This is a genomic window from Paenibacillus sp. LS1, assembly GCF_026013365.1.
GTDB lineage: Bacteria > Bacillota > Bacilli > Paenibacillales > Paenibacillaceae > Paenibacillus.
In genome coordinates, this window is sequence record NZ_JAPDOE010000004.1 from 215,724 (window position 1) to 229,905 (window position 14,182).

The 14,182-nt window shown below is 45.0% G+C and carries 14 protein-coding genes; all 14 read left to right on the forward strand.

Going from position 1 to position 14,182, the window contains the following annotated elements:
* The first annotated feature begins 158 nt into the window (after positions 1–158).
* The 14 genes from galU to OM416_RS18205 are packed head-to-tail and all read left to right on the forward strand — an operon-like array spanning position 159 to position 14,174.
* Positions 159–1,061 carry a UTP--glucose-1-phosphate uridylyltransferase GalU gene (gene galU, locus OM416_RS18140; RefSeq protein WP_264931795.1) on the forward strand — a complete coding sequence of 301 codons (903 nt, stop codon included), beginning with the start codon at positions 159–161 and terminating at the stop codon, positions 1,059–1,061.
* Positions 1,058–1,756, forward strand: coding sequence for a sugar transferase (locus OM416_RS18145; RefSeq protein WP_413775804.1), 699 nt, complete (start codon positions 1,058–1,060; stop codon positions 1,754–1,756). Before galU ends, OM416_RS18145 begins: the two co-directional genes overlap by 4 nt.
* A gap of 34 nt (positions 1,757–1,790) precedes the next feature.
* Positions 1,791–3,137: an O-antigen ligase family protein gene (locus OM416_RS18150; protein ID WP_264931797.1), complete on the forward strand. Its 1,347-nt coding sequence runs from the start codon at positions 1,791–1,793 to the stop codon at positions 3,135–3,137.
* A complete protein-coding gene (gene pssD, locus OM416_RS18155) occupies positions 3,134–3,592 on the forward strand; it encodes a PssD/Cps14F family polysaccharide biosynthesis glycosyltransferase (RefSeq protein WP_127551231.1) in 459 nt (152 codons plus the stop codon). The genes OM416_RS18150 and pssD overlap by 4 nt, the downstream gene beginning before the upstream one ends.
* Positions 3,589–4,068, forward strand: coding sequence for a PssE/Cps14G family polysaccharide biosynthesis glycosyltransferase (pssE, locus tag OM416_RS18160; RefSeq protein ID WP_264931800.1), 480 nt, complete (start codon positions 3,589–3,591; stop codon positions 4,066–4,068). Before pssD ends, pssE begins: the two co-directional genes overlap by 4 nt.
* Before the next feature lie 34 nt (positions 4,069–4,102).
* Positions 4,103–5,173 (forward strand): glycosyltransferase family 4 protein, encoded by a 1,071-nt coding sequence (locus tag OM416_RS18165; RefSeq protein WP_264931802.1) that lies wholly within the window; start codon positions 4,103–4,105, stop codon positions 5,171–5,173.
* Positions 5,174–5,194: 21 nt separating this feature from the next.
* Positions 5,195–6,130 (forward strand): glycosyltransferase family 2 protein, encoded by a 936-nt coding sequence (locus OM416_RS18170; protein WP_264931805.1) that lies wholly within the window; start codon positions 5,195–5,197, stop codon positions 6,128–6,130.
* Between the two features lie 15 nt (positions 6,131–6,145).
* Positions 6,146–7,168, forward strand: a complete 1,023-nt coding sequence (locus OM416_RS18175) for a glycosyltransferase (RefSeq protein ID WP_264931807.1) — start codon at positions 6,146–6,148, stop codon at positions 7,166–7,168.
* A 26-nt stretch (positions 7,169–7,194) separates the two neighbouring features.
* Positions 7,195–8,094, forward strand: coding sequence for a glycosyltransferase (locus tag OM416_RS18180; RefSeq protein ID WP_264931809.1), 900 nt, complete (start codon positions 7,195–7,197; stop codon positions 8,092–8,094).
* A gap of 10 nt (positions 8,095–8,104) precedes the next feature.
* Positions 8,105–9,478: a lipopolysaccharide biosynthesis protein gene (locus OM416_RS18185; protein ID WP_264931811.1), complete on the forward strand. Its 1,374-nt coding sequence runs from the start codon at positions 8,105–8,107 to the stop codon at positions 9,476–9,478.
* Positions 9,465–10,493 carry a polysaccharide pyruvyl transferase family protein gene (locus OM416_RS18190; protein WP_264931813.1) on the forward strand — a complete coding sequence of 343 codons (1,029 nt, stop codon included), beginning with the start codon at positions 9,465–9,467 and terminating at the stop codon, positions 10,491–10,493. Before OM416_RS18185 ends, OM416_RS18190 begins: the two co-directional genes overlap by 14 nt.
* Positions 10,490–11,872, forward strand: a complete 1,383-nt coding sequence (locus OM416_RS18195) for a sugar phosphate nucleotidyltransferase (RefSeq protein WP_264931815.1) — start codon at positions 10,490–10,492, stop codon at positions 11,870–11,872. The genes OM416_RS18190 and OM416_RS18195 overlap by 4 nt, the downstream gene beginning before the upstream one ends.
* A gap of 32 nt (positions 11,873–11,904) precedes the next feature.
* On the forward strand, positions 11,905–13,236 hold the full coding sequence (locus OM416_RS18200) for a UDP-glucose dehydrogenase family protein (RefSeq protein ID WP_264931817.1): 1,332 nt from the start codon (positions 11,905–11,907) through the stop codon (positions 13,234–13,236).
* Between the two features lie 14 nt (positions 13,237–13,250).
* A complete protein-coding gene (locus OM416_RS18205; protein ID WP_264931819.1) occupies positions 13,251–14,174 on the forward strand; it encodes an LCP family protein in 924 nt (307 codons plus the stop codon).
* Positions 14,175–14,182: the final 8 nt, after the last annotated feature.

The following is a 14,182-nucleotide window of genomic DNA, read 5'->3' on the forward strand; positions in this document are numbered from 1 at the left end:
GGTAATGTCTACTGCACCTTTATCACTGTAGGCACTCGGTCATGCTGTGGGTTCAATGAACCTTAGACGTTAATCGTCGAAGGTATGACGTGAGGACGGGTTAGATGCCCTGGTTCAACTTTTATCAAACTAAAAAAAAAGAGGATAGGGTGGTATTTATGAAAAAAGTGAGAAAAGCAATCATTCCTGCAGCTGGATTGGGTACACGTTTTTTGCCAGCCACAAAAGCGATGCCCAAAGAAATGCTCCCTATTGTGGACAAACCAACTATACAGTATATCGTTGAAGAAGCCATTGCCTCTGGAATTGAAGACATTATCATCGTAACCGGTAAAGGGAAACGGGCGATTGAAGATCATTTTGACAACGCTTTTGAACTGGAACACAATTTGCTGGAAAAAGGCAAACTGGGCCTGCTGGAAGAGGTCCGCAAATCTTCTAATGTGGATATCCACTACATAAGACAAAAAGAGGCCAAAGGACTTGGTCATGCTGTCTGGTGTGCACGTAACTTTATCGGTGACGAACCTTTTGCCGTGTTGCTCGGAGATGATATCGTCGTATCGGAAGTGCCATGCACCAAACAACTGATTGATCAATATGATCAGGTTCAACATTCCATTGTTGGCGTACAAACCGTACTTGCTGAACAAACAGACAGATACGGTATTGTAGACCCGCTACACTCGGATGGCCGTTTGACAGAGGTTCTCAGGTTCGTAGAGAAACCTGCCCAAGGCACAGCGCCTTCCAACCTGGCGATTATGGGGAGATACGTACTGAGTCCAGAGATTTTCGATCATCTGGAGCAACAAGAGATTGGTCAAGGGGGAGAGATTCAATTAACGGACGCGATTCAGCGTTTAAATGAGACACAAGGAGTGTATGCTTACGATTTCGAGGGAGTACGCTATGACGTGGGCGAGAAACTGGGATTCATTTTGACGACCATTGACTTCGCTCTGCAAAAACAGGAACTTAGAATTCCAATGCTGCAAGCTCTGCAACAGATTCTGGAAAAAGAGTCGGTAGAACATATAGCCGGGGGGGAGTTTGAATGAGTCCATCTCCCCAAACGAAGGAAGCGGAGATCGTTATGGACCCAAGTCTGGGGTACAATGCATCAACGATGGCAGGACAAAATGCAGATAAAGTGTATCTATTTATGAAAAGAATGCTCGATTTGCTGGGTTCTTTCATAGGTTTGATCATTTTGTGCCCCTTGTTTGCGGTCATCGGAATACTGATCAAAATCGAGGCCCCGCAGGGGTCTGTTTTTTTTCGTCAGGTACGGGTTGGACAGAATGGGAAAGAGTTTCATATGTACAAATTCAGGTCCATGGTGGCGAATGCAGAAGATCTGCTGGAACAGCTGATTGATCAGAATGAAGTGAATGGGAACATGTTCAAAATGAAGAACGATCCCCGTATTACACGGATTGGCAAGTTTATTCGAAAAACGAGTCTGGATGAGCTGCCACAGTTGTGGAACGTGTTCCGAGGAGAGATGAGTCTCGTTGGACCCAGACCAGCTCTGCCCAGAGAAGTGGAGAACTACACTTCCTATGACAGACAGCGCCTGCAGTTGATTCCGGGATGTACGGGATTATGGCAAGTTAGCGGTCGCAATAGTGTTGGTTTTGAAGAAATGGTGGAGCTGGATCTGACGTATGCTCGTGAACGCAGCATGATGGTGGATATCAAAATTATCTTCAGAACGTTCAAGGTGCTGGTTGGTTCGAAGGATGCGTTTTGAAACACGATTCTGGCTTTGAGGTGGCATAGCAGATATGCAAAGAACAGACTATTTTGCTTCTTCTAGAGGGAATACGTTATATATCATTCTTTCCTCATTGATCATTATTGGCATGGCAGTATACTTACCGATCATTTCGATCATGGCATTGGCCCTACTGATTCTGTTTGGGATTTATATGAAACATCCAAGTTGGGTCTATATGATCGTCATCGGTACATTCTCGCTATCCATGGACAAAATCTTCAGAATGCAAATGATGGGTTTTGACGCTTCTTCCTTTTACAAATTGCTGATCCTGTTTTTCATACTCCCTATCTTTTTGAGATATGGACTGAAAAAACAATTCATTTATCCAGCTTTGGCTGTAGGGTATCTCTTTGTTCAGAGTTACTTTTTATCCGTGATGCCAGGCAAGATGAGCCCACTTGATCCCTTTAAAGCATTTTTGGGATTAGTGGTGCCCTTCCTGTTACTAATGGTGAATTTTCCGAAGGATGTTAGCAAAAGGATCATCAGAGTTCTGGCCTGGCTTCCGGTGTTTAGTTTGATTGGTGGTCTCATCCTGCAGCAAACGGGTATGTTATCCATCACCAATCTGGAGGGTTCAGGCGTCAGTCGTTTACAGGGAGCCAATATTGCGGCACATTTGGGGATGCTTTGTTTTATTTCCATCTGTGTTTGTCTGATGGAGATTCGATACAAAAATCAGGTGATCTTGAATTATGCTCTTACGCTAACGCATTTTATTATTTTGATTCAAACGGGAACCCGCGGACCCTTACTTGCGCTGATCCCCATCGTGTGTATGTATTTATTTGACCATGTAAGGAAATTTGTGAAGGGTAGAACGAGTGCTCTTCTTCCTGTTGTTTTATTTTTGGCAGCCGTCTCCGTGATGGTTTTTTTACAGTGGGACAATTATGAATTGAGGCAAGAGAGCAAGGGATTATCAGGTAGAGATTCTGCCTGGGCCTTCTTTATCAAAAAAGCGAATGAGTACCCCATTTTTGGTCAGGGACTGGGTTCTGCTTTAGTTGCCAATGATGGCAGTATCTTTTCAGGCTTTACCGTTCCCCATAACGAATACATCCGCTTTTATTATGATGGAGGACTGGTGGGGGCTTTGCTGATTTTTGGAGCCTTATTATTTGTATACAAAAAGGTGTACAGCAAGTTGAATCGCCTCGTGAAACCTTATTTTGTTGGCATGATTGTGGGCTTCTCCATTTACTCTTTTGTCGACAATACATTGTCCACCATTCATTTAATTGCTCCTTTTTGTGTGTATCTTAATGCGTTATATCAGATCAGTGATGAGAAACGTGTTGTCCCTGATCATCCCGAGGAGCTTGTCCATCGAAAGGAGATCGTGCAATGAAAGTCTGTCTAGTAAGTTCCACAGGAGGCCATCTGAATCAATTGTTAAATCTAATTCCTGCGGTAGAAGATCATGATTACTTTTTGGTAACGGAAAAAAGCGAAGCGAGCAGTAAACTGAATCTTTCCAATCGAACCTATTTCCTGTCTCAGCAGGAGCGAAAGAATATCCTGTTTCTGTTTATTGTGCTGCGCAATATCATAGCTTCGTTGTTCATTCTGCTGAAAGAACGCCCGAAAGTTCTGATTACCACTGGAGCCGGAGCGGTATATCCTCTATGTTTACTCGGGAAATTGATGGGAGCTAAGCTTGTTTTTGTGGAAAGTTACGCCAAAATATATTCGCCAACCCTGACGGGGAGAATGATATACAAGTTTGCCGATGAATTTTATATCCAATGGGAGACACTTCAAGAGGCTTATCCGAACGCGAAGTATAGGGGGGCTTTATTTTGATCTTTGTCGTGCTTGGAACACAGCGATTCCAGTTTAACCGACTACTGAAAGCCGTCGACAATCTCATCCAGGAGGGGCAGATGCCTTCGGAGGTTCTTGTGCAATCCGGTTACAGTGAATATAAGCCGCTTCATTATCAACAAAAGCCTTTTTTTAATCAGGAAGAGATGAATGAGCATATTGAGAAAAGTGAATTTGTCCTGGCCCATGCGGGAGTAGGGGTCATTACCAGTGCACTGCAGATGAACAAAAAGGTAATCGTGATGCCAAGGCGGAAGGATCATGGGGAGCATGTGGATAATCATCAACTGGAGATCGCGAAGGTATTTCAAGATAAAGGGTATATTTCGGTAGCTCAGAACGAGGATGAACTCCACGCATTAATTGCCAATATTGATAAACTCGACTTTCAACCCTATGTGAAAAGTAACTCGCAGTTGCTCTCCTCTATTAAGGGTTACATTAATTCTCTTTGATGGGATGGGTTCGTTACGATTCAAAAGGAGTGGAATGATGAAACCTAAGGTGCTGGTCATAGGTTCTTCTACGAAGGACATGGGCGGAATTGTAAGTGTCATTGTAAATATTGAAAATTCATTGATCGCTGAGCAGTACCATTTACAGCGGATTGAAACCTACATTACGGGTAGCGTGCTCGCACGACTACTTATCTTCATTAAAGGCTTTCTTCAATTTCTCATGAAGCTCGTTACATTCAAACCGGACATGATTCATATTCATATGTCTTATAACGGGAGTTTCTATCGTAAAGCGTTGTTCATTCTCGTGGGCCGTAAAATATTCAGGGTGCCGGTGATTGTGCATATTCATGCTTCCAGTTTCGATGTTTTCTATAATCGGCATCCGTTGCAACAGAAGCTATGCAAGTATGTCTTGAATCAAGTGGATAAATTAATTGTACTGTCGTATACATGGAAGAGTTTTTTTTCCAAGATCGTGCCTGAGTCCAAAATCGAAGTGCTCTATAATGGCGTATTCATTAAAGAACCTCCGGTTAGAGAAGAACGTCAGATTCCACGATGCTTGTTCATGGGCCGTCTTGGCAAGAGAAAAGGTGTGTATGATCTCCTGTTAGCTATTCAACTATTGAAGCAACGAGGGGTCGAAGCAGTATTTACACTGGCTGGTGATGGCGAAGTTAATGAAGTTCGTGCGCTGGTTGAACGTTACGGCATCACAGAATACGTGGAAGTGCCAGGGTGGATTAGAGGCGAGGAGAAGGAACGTTTGCTTCACCATGCGGATCTGCTGGTTCTACCTTCTTATCATGAAGGGCTTCCGATGGCAATTCTGGAGGCTATGAATGAAGGTTTGCCGATTGTTTCTACTCGGGTGGGTGGCATACCGGAAGTCATTACAGATGAGCTGAATGGTTTTCTCGTTGAACCAGGGGATGTTGCAGCTCTGACCCATGTGCTGGAGAGACTTATTCTGGATAAGGAACTGAGAATGCAGATGGGATTGAACAATAAGGAACTGGTCACATCCAAGTTCAATATGAACAGTCTCATTGAAAATTTATCGTCCATTTATGACAAGGTGCACATGAAAGTGTCCTAGTTTCAAGGGAAAGGTGGTTCTATGGAAGCATTGGTAAGTTGTATTATAACAACGCATAATCGCGCTGAATTGTTGAAAAAGGCTATGGCAAGTGTGCTGGAGCAGACCTATCCCTTTCTGGAAATTATTATTGTTGATGATGGCTCACAGGATCACACCGAAGAGGTATGCAGAGCATGGACCAAGGAAGATCACAGAATACAATATATCCAGGTTCCATATGCTCAAGGTGCCAATCATGCCCGAAATTTAGGGATACAACGTGCCAATGGAAAATATATTGCGTTCCTGGACGATGATGATCAGTGGCTGCCTGATAAAATTCAATCCCAGACTCAAGCCCTGGAGCAAAATAAAGGACTCTTCTGTTTTTGCAGTAAAGTCCTTGTCTATGTGGATCAGGATCACAAGGTGACTCGCAGGAAGGTATCGGTTGAATCCCGTGATCTCGTATTCTATGCGGATTTGCTGACCTATAACTGGATCGGTGAAACCTCCAAAATTATGGTGCAGACCCAGTTGGCACGCTCCGTCATGTTTGATGAACAATTAACCTCGGCACAAGACTATGATTTCTATCTTCGTATTCTGCAAAGAGGACATCATGCTATCAATATCAGGGAACCCCTTGTTCATATTTATATCCATCAGGGTCCACGCATCTCGACCTCATCCAAGAAAAAGTTTCAGGGACAACGAAAAGTGCTGATCAAGTATTACAAGGATATGAGCGAGGAACAAAAGAGGCGTCAACTTCATCATTATCGCATGATGGAGTGGTCCAAGAACCCGAAGCGAAATGTTCTTTTTCTCAAAAATACGTTGGCTCTTTATCCATGGTGGAAAAATTTCACGTTGTTCAAGCGCAATATCCGGACCATACTGGTCGGTTATCGCTTGAGAAAACAGTTCCGTAGCGAAGCGTTGAGCAAAGAAGAGTATAAAGGAACAGCCTAAAGCAGAGGTGTAGTCATGCGTGAACCTGTAGTTTACATGTTGCCCAAAATGATCAAGACGAACAAATTCAACGAATTATTATCACAGTCCATCGAAGATCAGGGATGGGATGTGAAGCATTTTTCCAAAAAAGACTTAAAACATGTCCGTAAAAATGATGTACTTCATTTTCACTGGCCAAGTTTTTATTACAAAGGAAACAACGCGTTCTCGACATTCATCAAGTCCATATTTTTCATTCTCATGATTATGTATGTGCGACTAAAGGGTGCGAAGTTGTTCTGGACGGTTCATAACATATGGCCGCATAACAGTGGCAAAACGTGGCATGATTACTGGATGAGGACGTTTCTGGTGCGGAATTGTACCAAACTGATCGTGATGGGCAAACCGCTTATTCGCAGCGTAAGTGAGACGTTTCATGTGCCTGAGCACAAGATTGAAGTTATCCCTCATGGACATTATCAGGGGGTATATGGACGAACAGGGCAGAACATCAGAGACCTCTTTAACATCCCGGCAAATGACTATGTCTTTGCTTTTTTTGGTCAGGTTTCGCCGTATAAAGGGGTGGATGATCTAATCAAGGCGTTCAACCATCTGGATTGGAAGGATGCTCATCTGTTGATTGCTGGCAAGAAGGCTGCTGACTATGATCTGGAGGATTCAATAGGTCATTCGGATCGCATTCACACGTATTTCAATTTTATTCAGGATGGGGAGTACTCGGATTATTTTGAAGCCATTGATTCGATGATTCTTCCGTATAAAAATATTGCGACATCAGGCAGTGCAATTTTGGCACTGTCTTTTGGTAAACCTGTCGTTGCCCCAAGAATGGGGCTCATGGAAGAGTACTTGCCCGAGAACTGTGCAGTATTATATGACCCTTCGGATCAAGAGGGGCTGGAAGAAGCCATGAAAAAGATCCGTGCCAAGGATGACGAGTTCAGGGAAGGCAATGGATTCCAATCTATGCTAGATAAGTTGGAATGGTCAGGGATCGCGAAGCGAACGATTTCGCTCTATACGATCTAAATCAATGAGGATGCGGGGACGATCGAATGAAAGCCACTGTAGCCATTTGCACGTATAACAGAGCCTATGATCTGAGTGAATCCATTCATAGTGCCATCAGGCAACATGTTGAATATGACGTTGAAATTATCGTGATCGATAACAATTCGACCGATCGTACAGTTCAGCTTGTGCAGGAGATTCAGGCGAGCGAAGGCGTAAATAACGTCAAGTATGTTCTGGAGAAAAAGCCGGGCTTATCGGCGGCAAGGAATCGAGCCATCCGTGAAGCACGTGGCGAGTACATCCTTTTTCTAGACGATGATGCTATCGCATCTCCGTTATGGATCCAACATATCGTTGACGTGTTCGAAAGTGATACTTCCATCGGATGTGTGGGGGGCAAGATTGAACCTCTCTGGGAGAGCCAGAAGCCAGACTGGATTCCTAGCGAGAACCTGTCGCTGTATACCATTCTGGATTATGCAGACCATGTGGTTGAGATGCCTAATCCATCGATACCGTTCGGTGCGAATGTAGCGTTTCGTACACAGCTCTTTCAGGACATCGCGCCTTTTCGTGAGGACCTGGGTAGAGTGGGGAAGAACCTGTTATCCAATGAAGAGAGTGAGCTAATCGCGCGGATCAGGGTCCAGCATAAAGTGTTTTATACGCCCTTCGGCTCCGTTCAACACAAGGTATCCAAAGAACGAACGACCAAGAACTGGTTTTTGCGACGTGTCTTCTGGCAAGGCGTCAGTGATGCTGTTCGCAAAAAAGACAAGGGTACGATTCGAACAGTAAAACACGCTATCCGTTTGGCGCAAGGAGTTATTCGAGCCTTATTATGCATTTACAGTCCGAAGCGTTTCACCCGGCAACTGGCTCAAATCTGCTACCGGAACGGTCTGATCATCGGGATACTCAGATATAACAGTAAGGAATGAGGAATAGTTCATGTCACAACTCGCGCTCCCCAAACTCTTAAAAGGCAACAGTCTGTTACAGACCATTGTGCATACCAGTGGAACAAACGTCATTATTATGGTTTTTACCACGATTACTTCGATTATTACTTCTCGGATGTTTGGTGTTGAAGGTAAGGGAGCTTTTTCGGCGATCTTGTTCTGGCCGACATTTCTCATTGGCCTGGTAAGTTGGGGACTTCCAACCTCGATTATCTATAACCTGAAACGGGAAGCTGCGGAAAAAAGCGCTGAATATCTGCGACTTAGCTTCATGGTCCAAATTCCGATTAGCTTTATCCTTGGAGCGATTGCCTGGATCTATATGCCTTCCTGGATGGCGGATTATCCGCCAGAGGTCATTGCGATTTCCCGCTGGTTTACCGTCACCAGTATTCCTGTGCTGATCCTGATTAATCTGTTATCTGCTCTGTCGCAGAGCCGTGACAGGTTCCAGGTCTATAACGGGATACGGTTATATAATCCGGTGCTGAAAGTGATTGTCATGATCTCGTTATGGTTGCTTGGTGCGATGAGCATTGGAATGGCTTCTTTTGTATCCATAGCGAGTTCAGTGATTGTTGTCGCATGGGCAGCATATACGCTCAGAGATAGCCTGCAGTTTAAGTGGTTTACCAAGGCGATCGATCGAAAGGCAGCCAAAAATCTGTTTGGTTACGGCAGTCGGGTTTTTGGTGTGGAACTCCTCGGCACCCTCTACACCCAGTTCGACAAGATTATTATATTGGCTCTGCTCACGCCTAGAGATTTCGGACTCTATTCCGTCGTCTTTGCGTTATCTCGCATCTATAATGCGGTGCAAAATGCAATAAGCAGTGTTGTATTCCCAAAGGTCACCGGATTACCACAGGATCAGGTCATTCGTACCGTTGGGAGAGCATTCCGACTCTCTTTAATTATCATGACGATCATCGTTGTGCCAACCATGTTTATAGGGAATTGGTTGATGGGTGTTTTGTTCGGTAAGGAATTTTTGGAGGCGAGTCAGGCATTTTATATTTTGGCGTTTGAATGTATTATTGGCGGTGGTTCCTGGATTCTTGCTTCTGCATTCAATGCTTTGGGAAGACCGGGATTGGTTATGATCAGACAACTCATTGCGTTGTCAGTCACGATTGGGCTGTTTTTTGTGCTGACTCCCCTATGGGGACTCAACGGTATCGCCATTGCCCTGCTCCTCGGCTCGATCGTGCGTATGTTGGTCACCGTTGCAGCGATGAAGATCGCGTTTAAAGTCAATTTCAGTGGCATGTTTTTTGACAAGAAGGATATTACTTTCCTAGTTGAACGGTTGAATAAAAAAAGAAGAGTCACCCAAGGAGGAGATGGAGATGCTGGGCACTAACAATATTCATCCCATGGAAGAGTTGAAGGGACACTTACTTCAGATTCTGAAGGTCATTCCCCCGCGTACCGATATCTATTATCTGGATTACCCGGTTCACAGCAATGGTGGAGACTTGTTGATTATGAAAGGTACGGAAGCTTTCTTCCGAGACAATCATATTAATGTACTTGCCAGATACAGCATCCTGGATTGCCCTTTGTCCCTCAAGGTACCGGAAGGTATCACGATCGTGCTGCACGGTGGAGGTAACTTTGGCGATCTGTACCCGGCTCATCAGAAATTGAGAGAACGAATGATTGCCCAGCATCCGAATCACCGGATTGTCATTCTGCCTCAGACGATGTTTTACAAAAGTGATATTGAATTAAAAAAGACAGCACAGGTATTCAATCGTCATAAGGATGTACACTTTTTTGTCCGGGATACATTATCTTATGAGATTGCGAGTAAAGAGTTTCAGCAAACGAACGTGTATCTCTCTCCGGATATGGCGCATCAGTTGTGGCCTCTCAAGTCCAAAAGCCAACCTGTTGCCGAGATGCTCTATTTCTTTCGGAAAGATATTGAGAAAACCCAGAATCAGGTACATTACGAATCCATCAGTGGGCCCAAAGCCACGTTTAAAGACTGGGAGACATTGTACAGCCGGGTAGACCGGAAGATCATTCGCATGATCTCATCCCGGTTGAAATCAGGGAAAGGCAACGCTCTCGCCCGCTGGTTGTGGTACAAATACTCTGATCGGATGGTACATACGGCCGTAAAGGAATTCAATAAATACAGAACCGTCACGACATCTCGTCTGCACGGACATATTCTGGCTTGTCTTCTGGACCAACCGAACATCCTGCTGGACAATTCGTATGGCAAGAACTCGAATTATTATACAGCCTGGACGCGGAACAATCCGGTAGGCAGACTGGAAGCTGGTCAGACCAGCACATATAACCAACCAGCCAAGGCAGGTAAAGGATCTGGGGCGGTTGTGCTCTCGGATGGAGCAGCCCTATGAGAAGTATTTTGTTATCCGGTGGTTCGGGCAAGCGTCTCTGGCCTTTATCCAACGATTCAAGATCCAAGCAATTTCTTAAAGTGCTTCATGGACCCGATGGCAACCCGGAATCGATGGTACAACGGGTATGGCGGCAACTGAATCATGCGGGACTTGCATCACAGGCGTTAATTGCAACCAGTCTGCCACAGGTCGAGATTTTGACTTCACAGCTTGGAGATGATGTGAGACTAGTCGTGGAGCCGGAGCGCAGAGATACGTTTCCTGCCATTGCACTCGCCGCTTCTTATCTGTACTCGGTGGAAAGCGTGAGTCTGAGTGAAACGGTTGCTGTATTGCCAGTAGATCCATTTGTTGAAAAGGAATTCTTCGAGGTTCTGGCTACCTTACCTGAGATGCTCGATAAGTCAGGTGCCGATCTGGCCTTAATGGGAGTGGTGCCGACCTACCCGTCAGAGAAGTACGGATATATCATTCCGCAATCCTCATCTTCCAGTGGAAGTGGCAACGAATACGTTCATGTAGCGAAGTTCCAGGAGAAACCCTGCGAATCCGATGCAGCCCTCATGATTGAGCAGGCTGCATTATGGAATTGCGGGGTTTTTGCTTTTAAGCTGGAGTATTTGATCAATTTACTCATTGAGATGGAGTTGCCCATACAGTACGACGAGATGCTGAAACAATATGGACGATTGCAGAAAATCAGTTTTGATTACCAGGTTGTCGAGAAGGCGAATCAGGTTATTGCCATTCCTTACAACGGCTTCTGGAAGGATCTGGGCACGTGGAACACACTTACGGAAGAGATGGGAACTTCGGTGGTAGGAAAAGGCTGGATTACAGATGATTCGCACGATACTCACCTGATCAATGAATTGAACATTCCAGTTGCCGTCTTGGGGCTGTCCGGTGTGGTGGTGGCTGTGAGTCCGGATGGCATTCTGGTCAGTGACAAAGAAGCAAGTCCACGAATCAAAGAGATCGTGAAAAACGAGGATCAACGCCCCATGTATGAGGAGCGCCGATGGGGGTGCTACCGGGTGCTGGATTATACGAGAAATGAAACCGGCGGCGAGGTTCTCACCAAACGAATCTGCATTAGTGCCGGGAAGAACCTGAGCTATCAATATCATCTGCTCCGCAATGAGGTATGGACGGTTGTATCGGGATCAGGGGAGCTGATTCTGGATGGCAAGCGTCGAACGATCAGCCAGGGAGATACGGTAATTATCGATCGAAGCATGCTTCATTCCGTCAGAGCGGTTACTGAGCTGGAGATCATCGAAGTACAGATCGGAAGTCAGCTGATTGAAGAAGATATCGTTAGAGTATCCACCGAATGGCAGGACATTGTTCAGACTTATATGAAGCACGTTTAACCAAGACTTTATGATATGGGGGAGATGTTGGAATGAATATTACGGTAATTGGAACAGGTTATGTAGGTTTGGTATCGGGCGTATGTTTTTCAGAACTGGGAAATAACGTGATCTGCGTCGACAATAATGTAGAAAAAGTGACTATGCTGACGGGTGGTCATGTTCCAATCTATGAACCGGGACTCAAGGAAGTCATGACTTCCAATATGAAAGCAGGCAGGCTGACCTTCACCACCAACATTCAGGATGCCATCCATCGTTCAGATATCATTATCATCGCGGTAGGAACACCATCACTGCCGAATGGGGAAGCGAATCTGAGTTATATTGAGCTTGTTGCGCGAGAAATTGGTTCTTTTATGGATAATTATAAAATAATAATGACTAAAAGCACTGTTCCTGTCGGAACCAATGATCGCATTCAGGAATGGATCAGCAGTTTGACGAGTCATCCGTTCGACATGGCATCGGTACCTGAGTTCCTTCGGGAAGGCACGGCTGTGAAGGATACATTGTATCCTGACCGAATTGTAATTGGAACAAACAGTGAGAGAGCGGTCACCACGTTGAAGGAACTGCATCAGCCACTAACCGATCAGATTATTGTAACGGATATTCGTTCGGCGGAAATGATTAAGTATGCCTCCAATGCTTTCCTGGCAACCAAGATTTCCTTTATCAATGAAATTTCTAATATCTGTGAAAAGGTAGGAGCGGATGTCAGTCGGGTTGCTGAAGGAATGGGGTACGACAGACGAATCGGTGCATCTTTTCTCAAGGCAGGCATTGGATATGGAGGTTCCTGTTTCCCTAAGGATACACAAGCCCTGATTCAAATTGCAGGTAATGTAGATTATGACTTCAAACTGCTGAAATCCGTGGTGGAAGTGAACAAGGATCAACGATTCAATGTGATTCGTAAACTGGAAGAGGCATTAGACGTACTGGAAGGCAAACAAATTGCAGTCTGGGGTCTTGCTTTCAAACCGGACACGGATGATGTACGTGATGCACCAGCGGTTGAAATTATTCAGCGTCTGCTTGATCAGGGAGCAACGGTTAAAGCTTACGATCCCATTGCTACGGAAAATTTCCGAAAGGAGGTTGATTCACCATCAATAACCTGGACCTCTAGTGCAATGGAAGCCGCCGAGGGTGCTGATGCACTCTGTGTCCTCACCGAATGGAAGGAATTTATGGAGGTAGATCTGACCGAACTGGCAATGCATATGGAGCAACCGATTTTAATTGATGGAAGAAATATTTATGAAGAAGACCAGATCAAGGATACTGCTTTTCAATATTACTCTGTAGGTCGCCCGGGATTAACGAATATTGATGGAAGAAAAACCGCAGTTCTGTAACCGGAGGCATGAACATGAAACTCAAACTGGGGATCAAAATTTCGTTGGCAGTTCTCATCCTTATGATAGCCATTGTACTTGGTTACGCAATCTATCTGTACCTTCATGTGAAATCAGCTGCAGACAACATCTATGAGCCCCGGGACCCCATCAAACAGGTATCTATTGTGGATAACAGAGGAGGCAGGTTCCCGATTGACATGGAGAATCAGGAACCTTTCAACGCCCTGATTCTGGGTGTGGATGAGCGAGCCAATGATCGCGGACGCTCAGACACCATGATCGTGCTCAGTGTGAATCCCGCTCAAAAATCGATACTCATGTTCAATATCCCCCGGGATACGCGCACGAGCATCGTGGGGCATGGAACAGAGGATAAGATCAACCATGCCTATGCCTTTGGTGGTGTGAACATGTCTGTGCAGACGGTTGAACAATTCCTCGGAGTACCCATAGACTATTATTTGAAGGTGGATATGGAAGGATTCGCTAAGGTCATCGATTTGGTTGGTGGGGTAGATGTCCACAATCCTTTTGCCTTTGAATATGAGGGTCATCGATTTGAGAAGGGCACCGTCCACTTGGATGGTGCGAGTGCACTGGGATTTTCACGCATGCGGTATGATGATCCCAAGGGTGATCTGGGACGAAATGATCGGCAGCGTGAAATTATCAAACAGGTATTGAAAAACACCGTTCAGATATCTACTGTATTTCAGTTGGAGTCGTTGCTCGGAGAAGTGAGCGAACATGTCAAAACAGACGTTTCATTTGATGAAATGAAGCAGATGCTCAGTAATTATCGTAACGTGCTGGAGCATGTAGAATCGGTTGAAATTAAAGGTACAGGTAAGAAGATCGACGGAGTATATTACTATATGGTGGAACAGTCAGAGAAGAATCGGATACATCAGTTGATCAAAGAACACTCCGGTTAAATGGATAA

What these genes read in the sequence shown, in the direction of transcription:
- pssD (WP_127551231.1), top strand. Translation starts at nt 3,134, where the DNA reads ATGAAAGTCTGTCTAGTAAGTTCCACAGGAGGCCATCTGAATCAATTG.
- OM416_RS18190 (WP_264931813.1), top strand. Translation starts at nt 9,465, where the DNA reads ATGCTGGGCACTAACAATATTCATCCCATGGAAGAGTTGAAGGGACAC.
- OM416_RS18180 (WP_264931809.1), top strand. Translation starts at nt 7,195, where the DNA reads ATGAAAGCCACTGTAGCCATTTGCACGTATAACAGAGCCTATGATCTG.
- OM416_RS18145 (WP_413775804.1), top strand. Translation starts at nt 1,058, where the DNA reads ATGAGTCCATCTCCCCAAACGAAGGAAGCGGAGATCGTTATGGACCCA.
- OM416_RS18175 (WP_264931807.1), top strand. Translation starts at nt 6,146, where the DNA reads ATGCGTGAACCTGTAGTTTACATGTTGCCCAAAATGATCAAGACGAAC.
- OM416_RS18195 (WP_264931815.1), top strand. Translation starts at nt 10,490, where the DNA reads ATGAGAAGTATTTTGTTATCCGGTGGTTCGGGCAAGCGTCTCTGGCCT.
- OM416_RS18200 (WP_264931817.1), top strand. Translation starts at nt 11,905, where the DNA reads ATGAATATTACGGTAATTGGAACAGGTTATGTAGGTTTGGTATCGGGC.
- OM416_RS18205 (WP_264931819.1), top strand. Translation starts at nt 13,251, where the DNA reads ATGAAACTCAAACTGGGGATCAAAATTTCGTTGGCAGTTCTCATCCTT.
- OM416_RS18165 (WP_264931802.1), top strand. Translation starts at nt 4,103, where the DNA reads ATGATGAAACCTAAGGTGCTGGTCATAGGTTCTTCTACGAAGGACATG.
- OM416_RS18170 (WP_264931805.1), top strand. Translation starts at nt 5,195, where the DNA reads ATGGAAGCATTGGTAAGTTGTATTATAACAACGCATAATCGCGCTGAA.
- OM416_RS18185 (WP_264931811.1), top strand. Translation starts at nt 8,105, where the DNA reads ATGTCACAACTCGCGCTCCCCAAACTCTTAAAAGGCAACAGTCTGTTA.
- OM416_RS18150 (WP_264931797.1), top strand. Translation starts at nt 1,791, where the DNA reads ATGCAAAGAACAGACTATTTTGCTTCTTCTAGAGGGAATACGTTATAT.
- galU (WP_264931795.1), top strand. Translation starts at nt 159, where the DNA reads ATGAAAAAAGTGAGAAAAGCAATCATTCCTGCAGCTGGATTGGGTACA.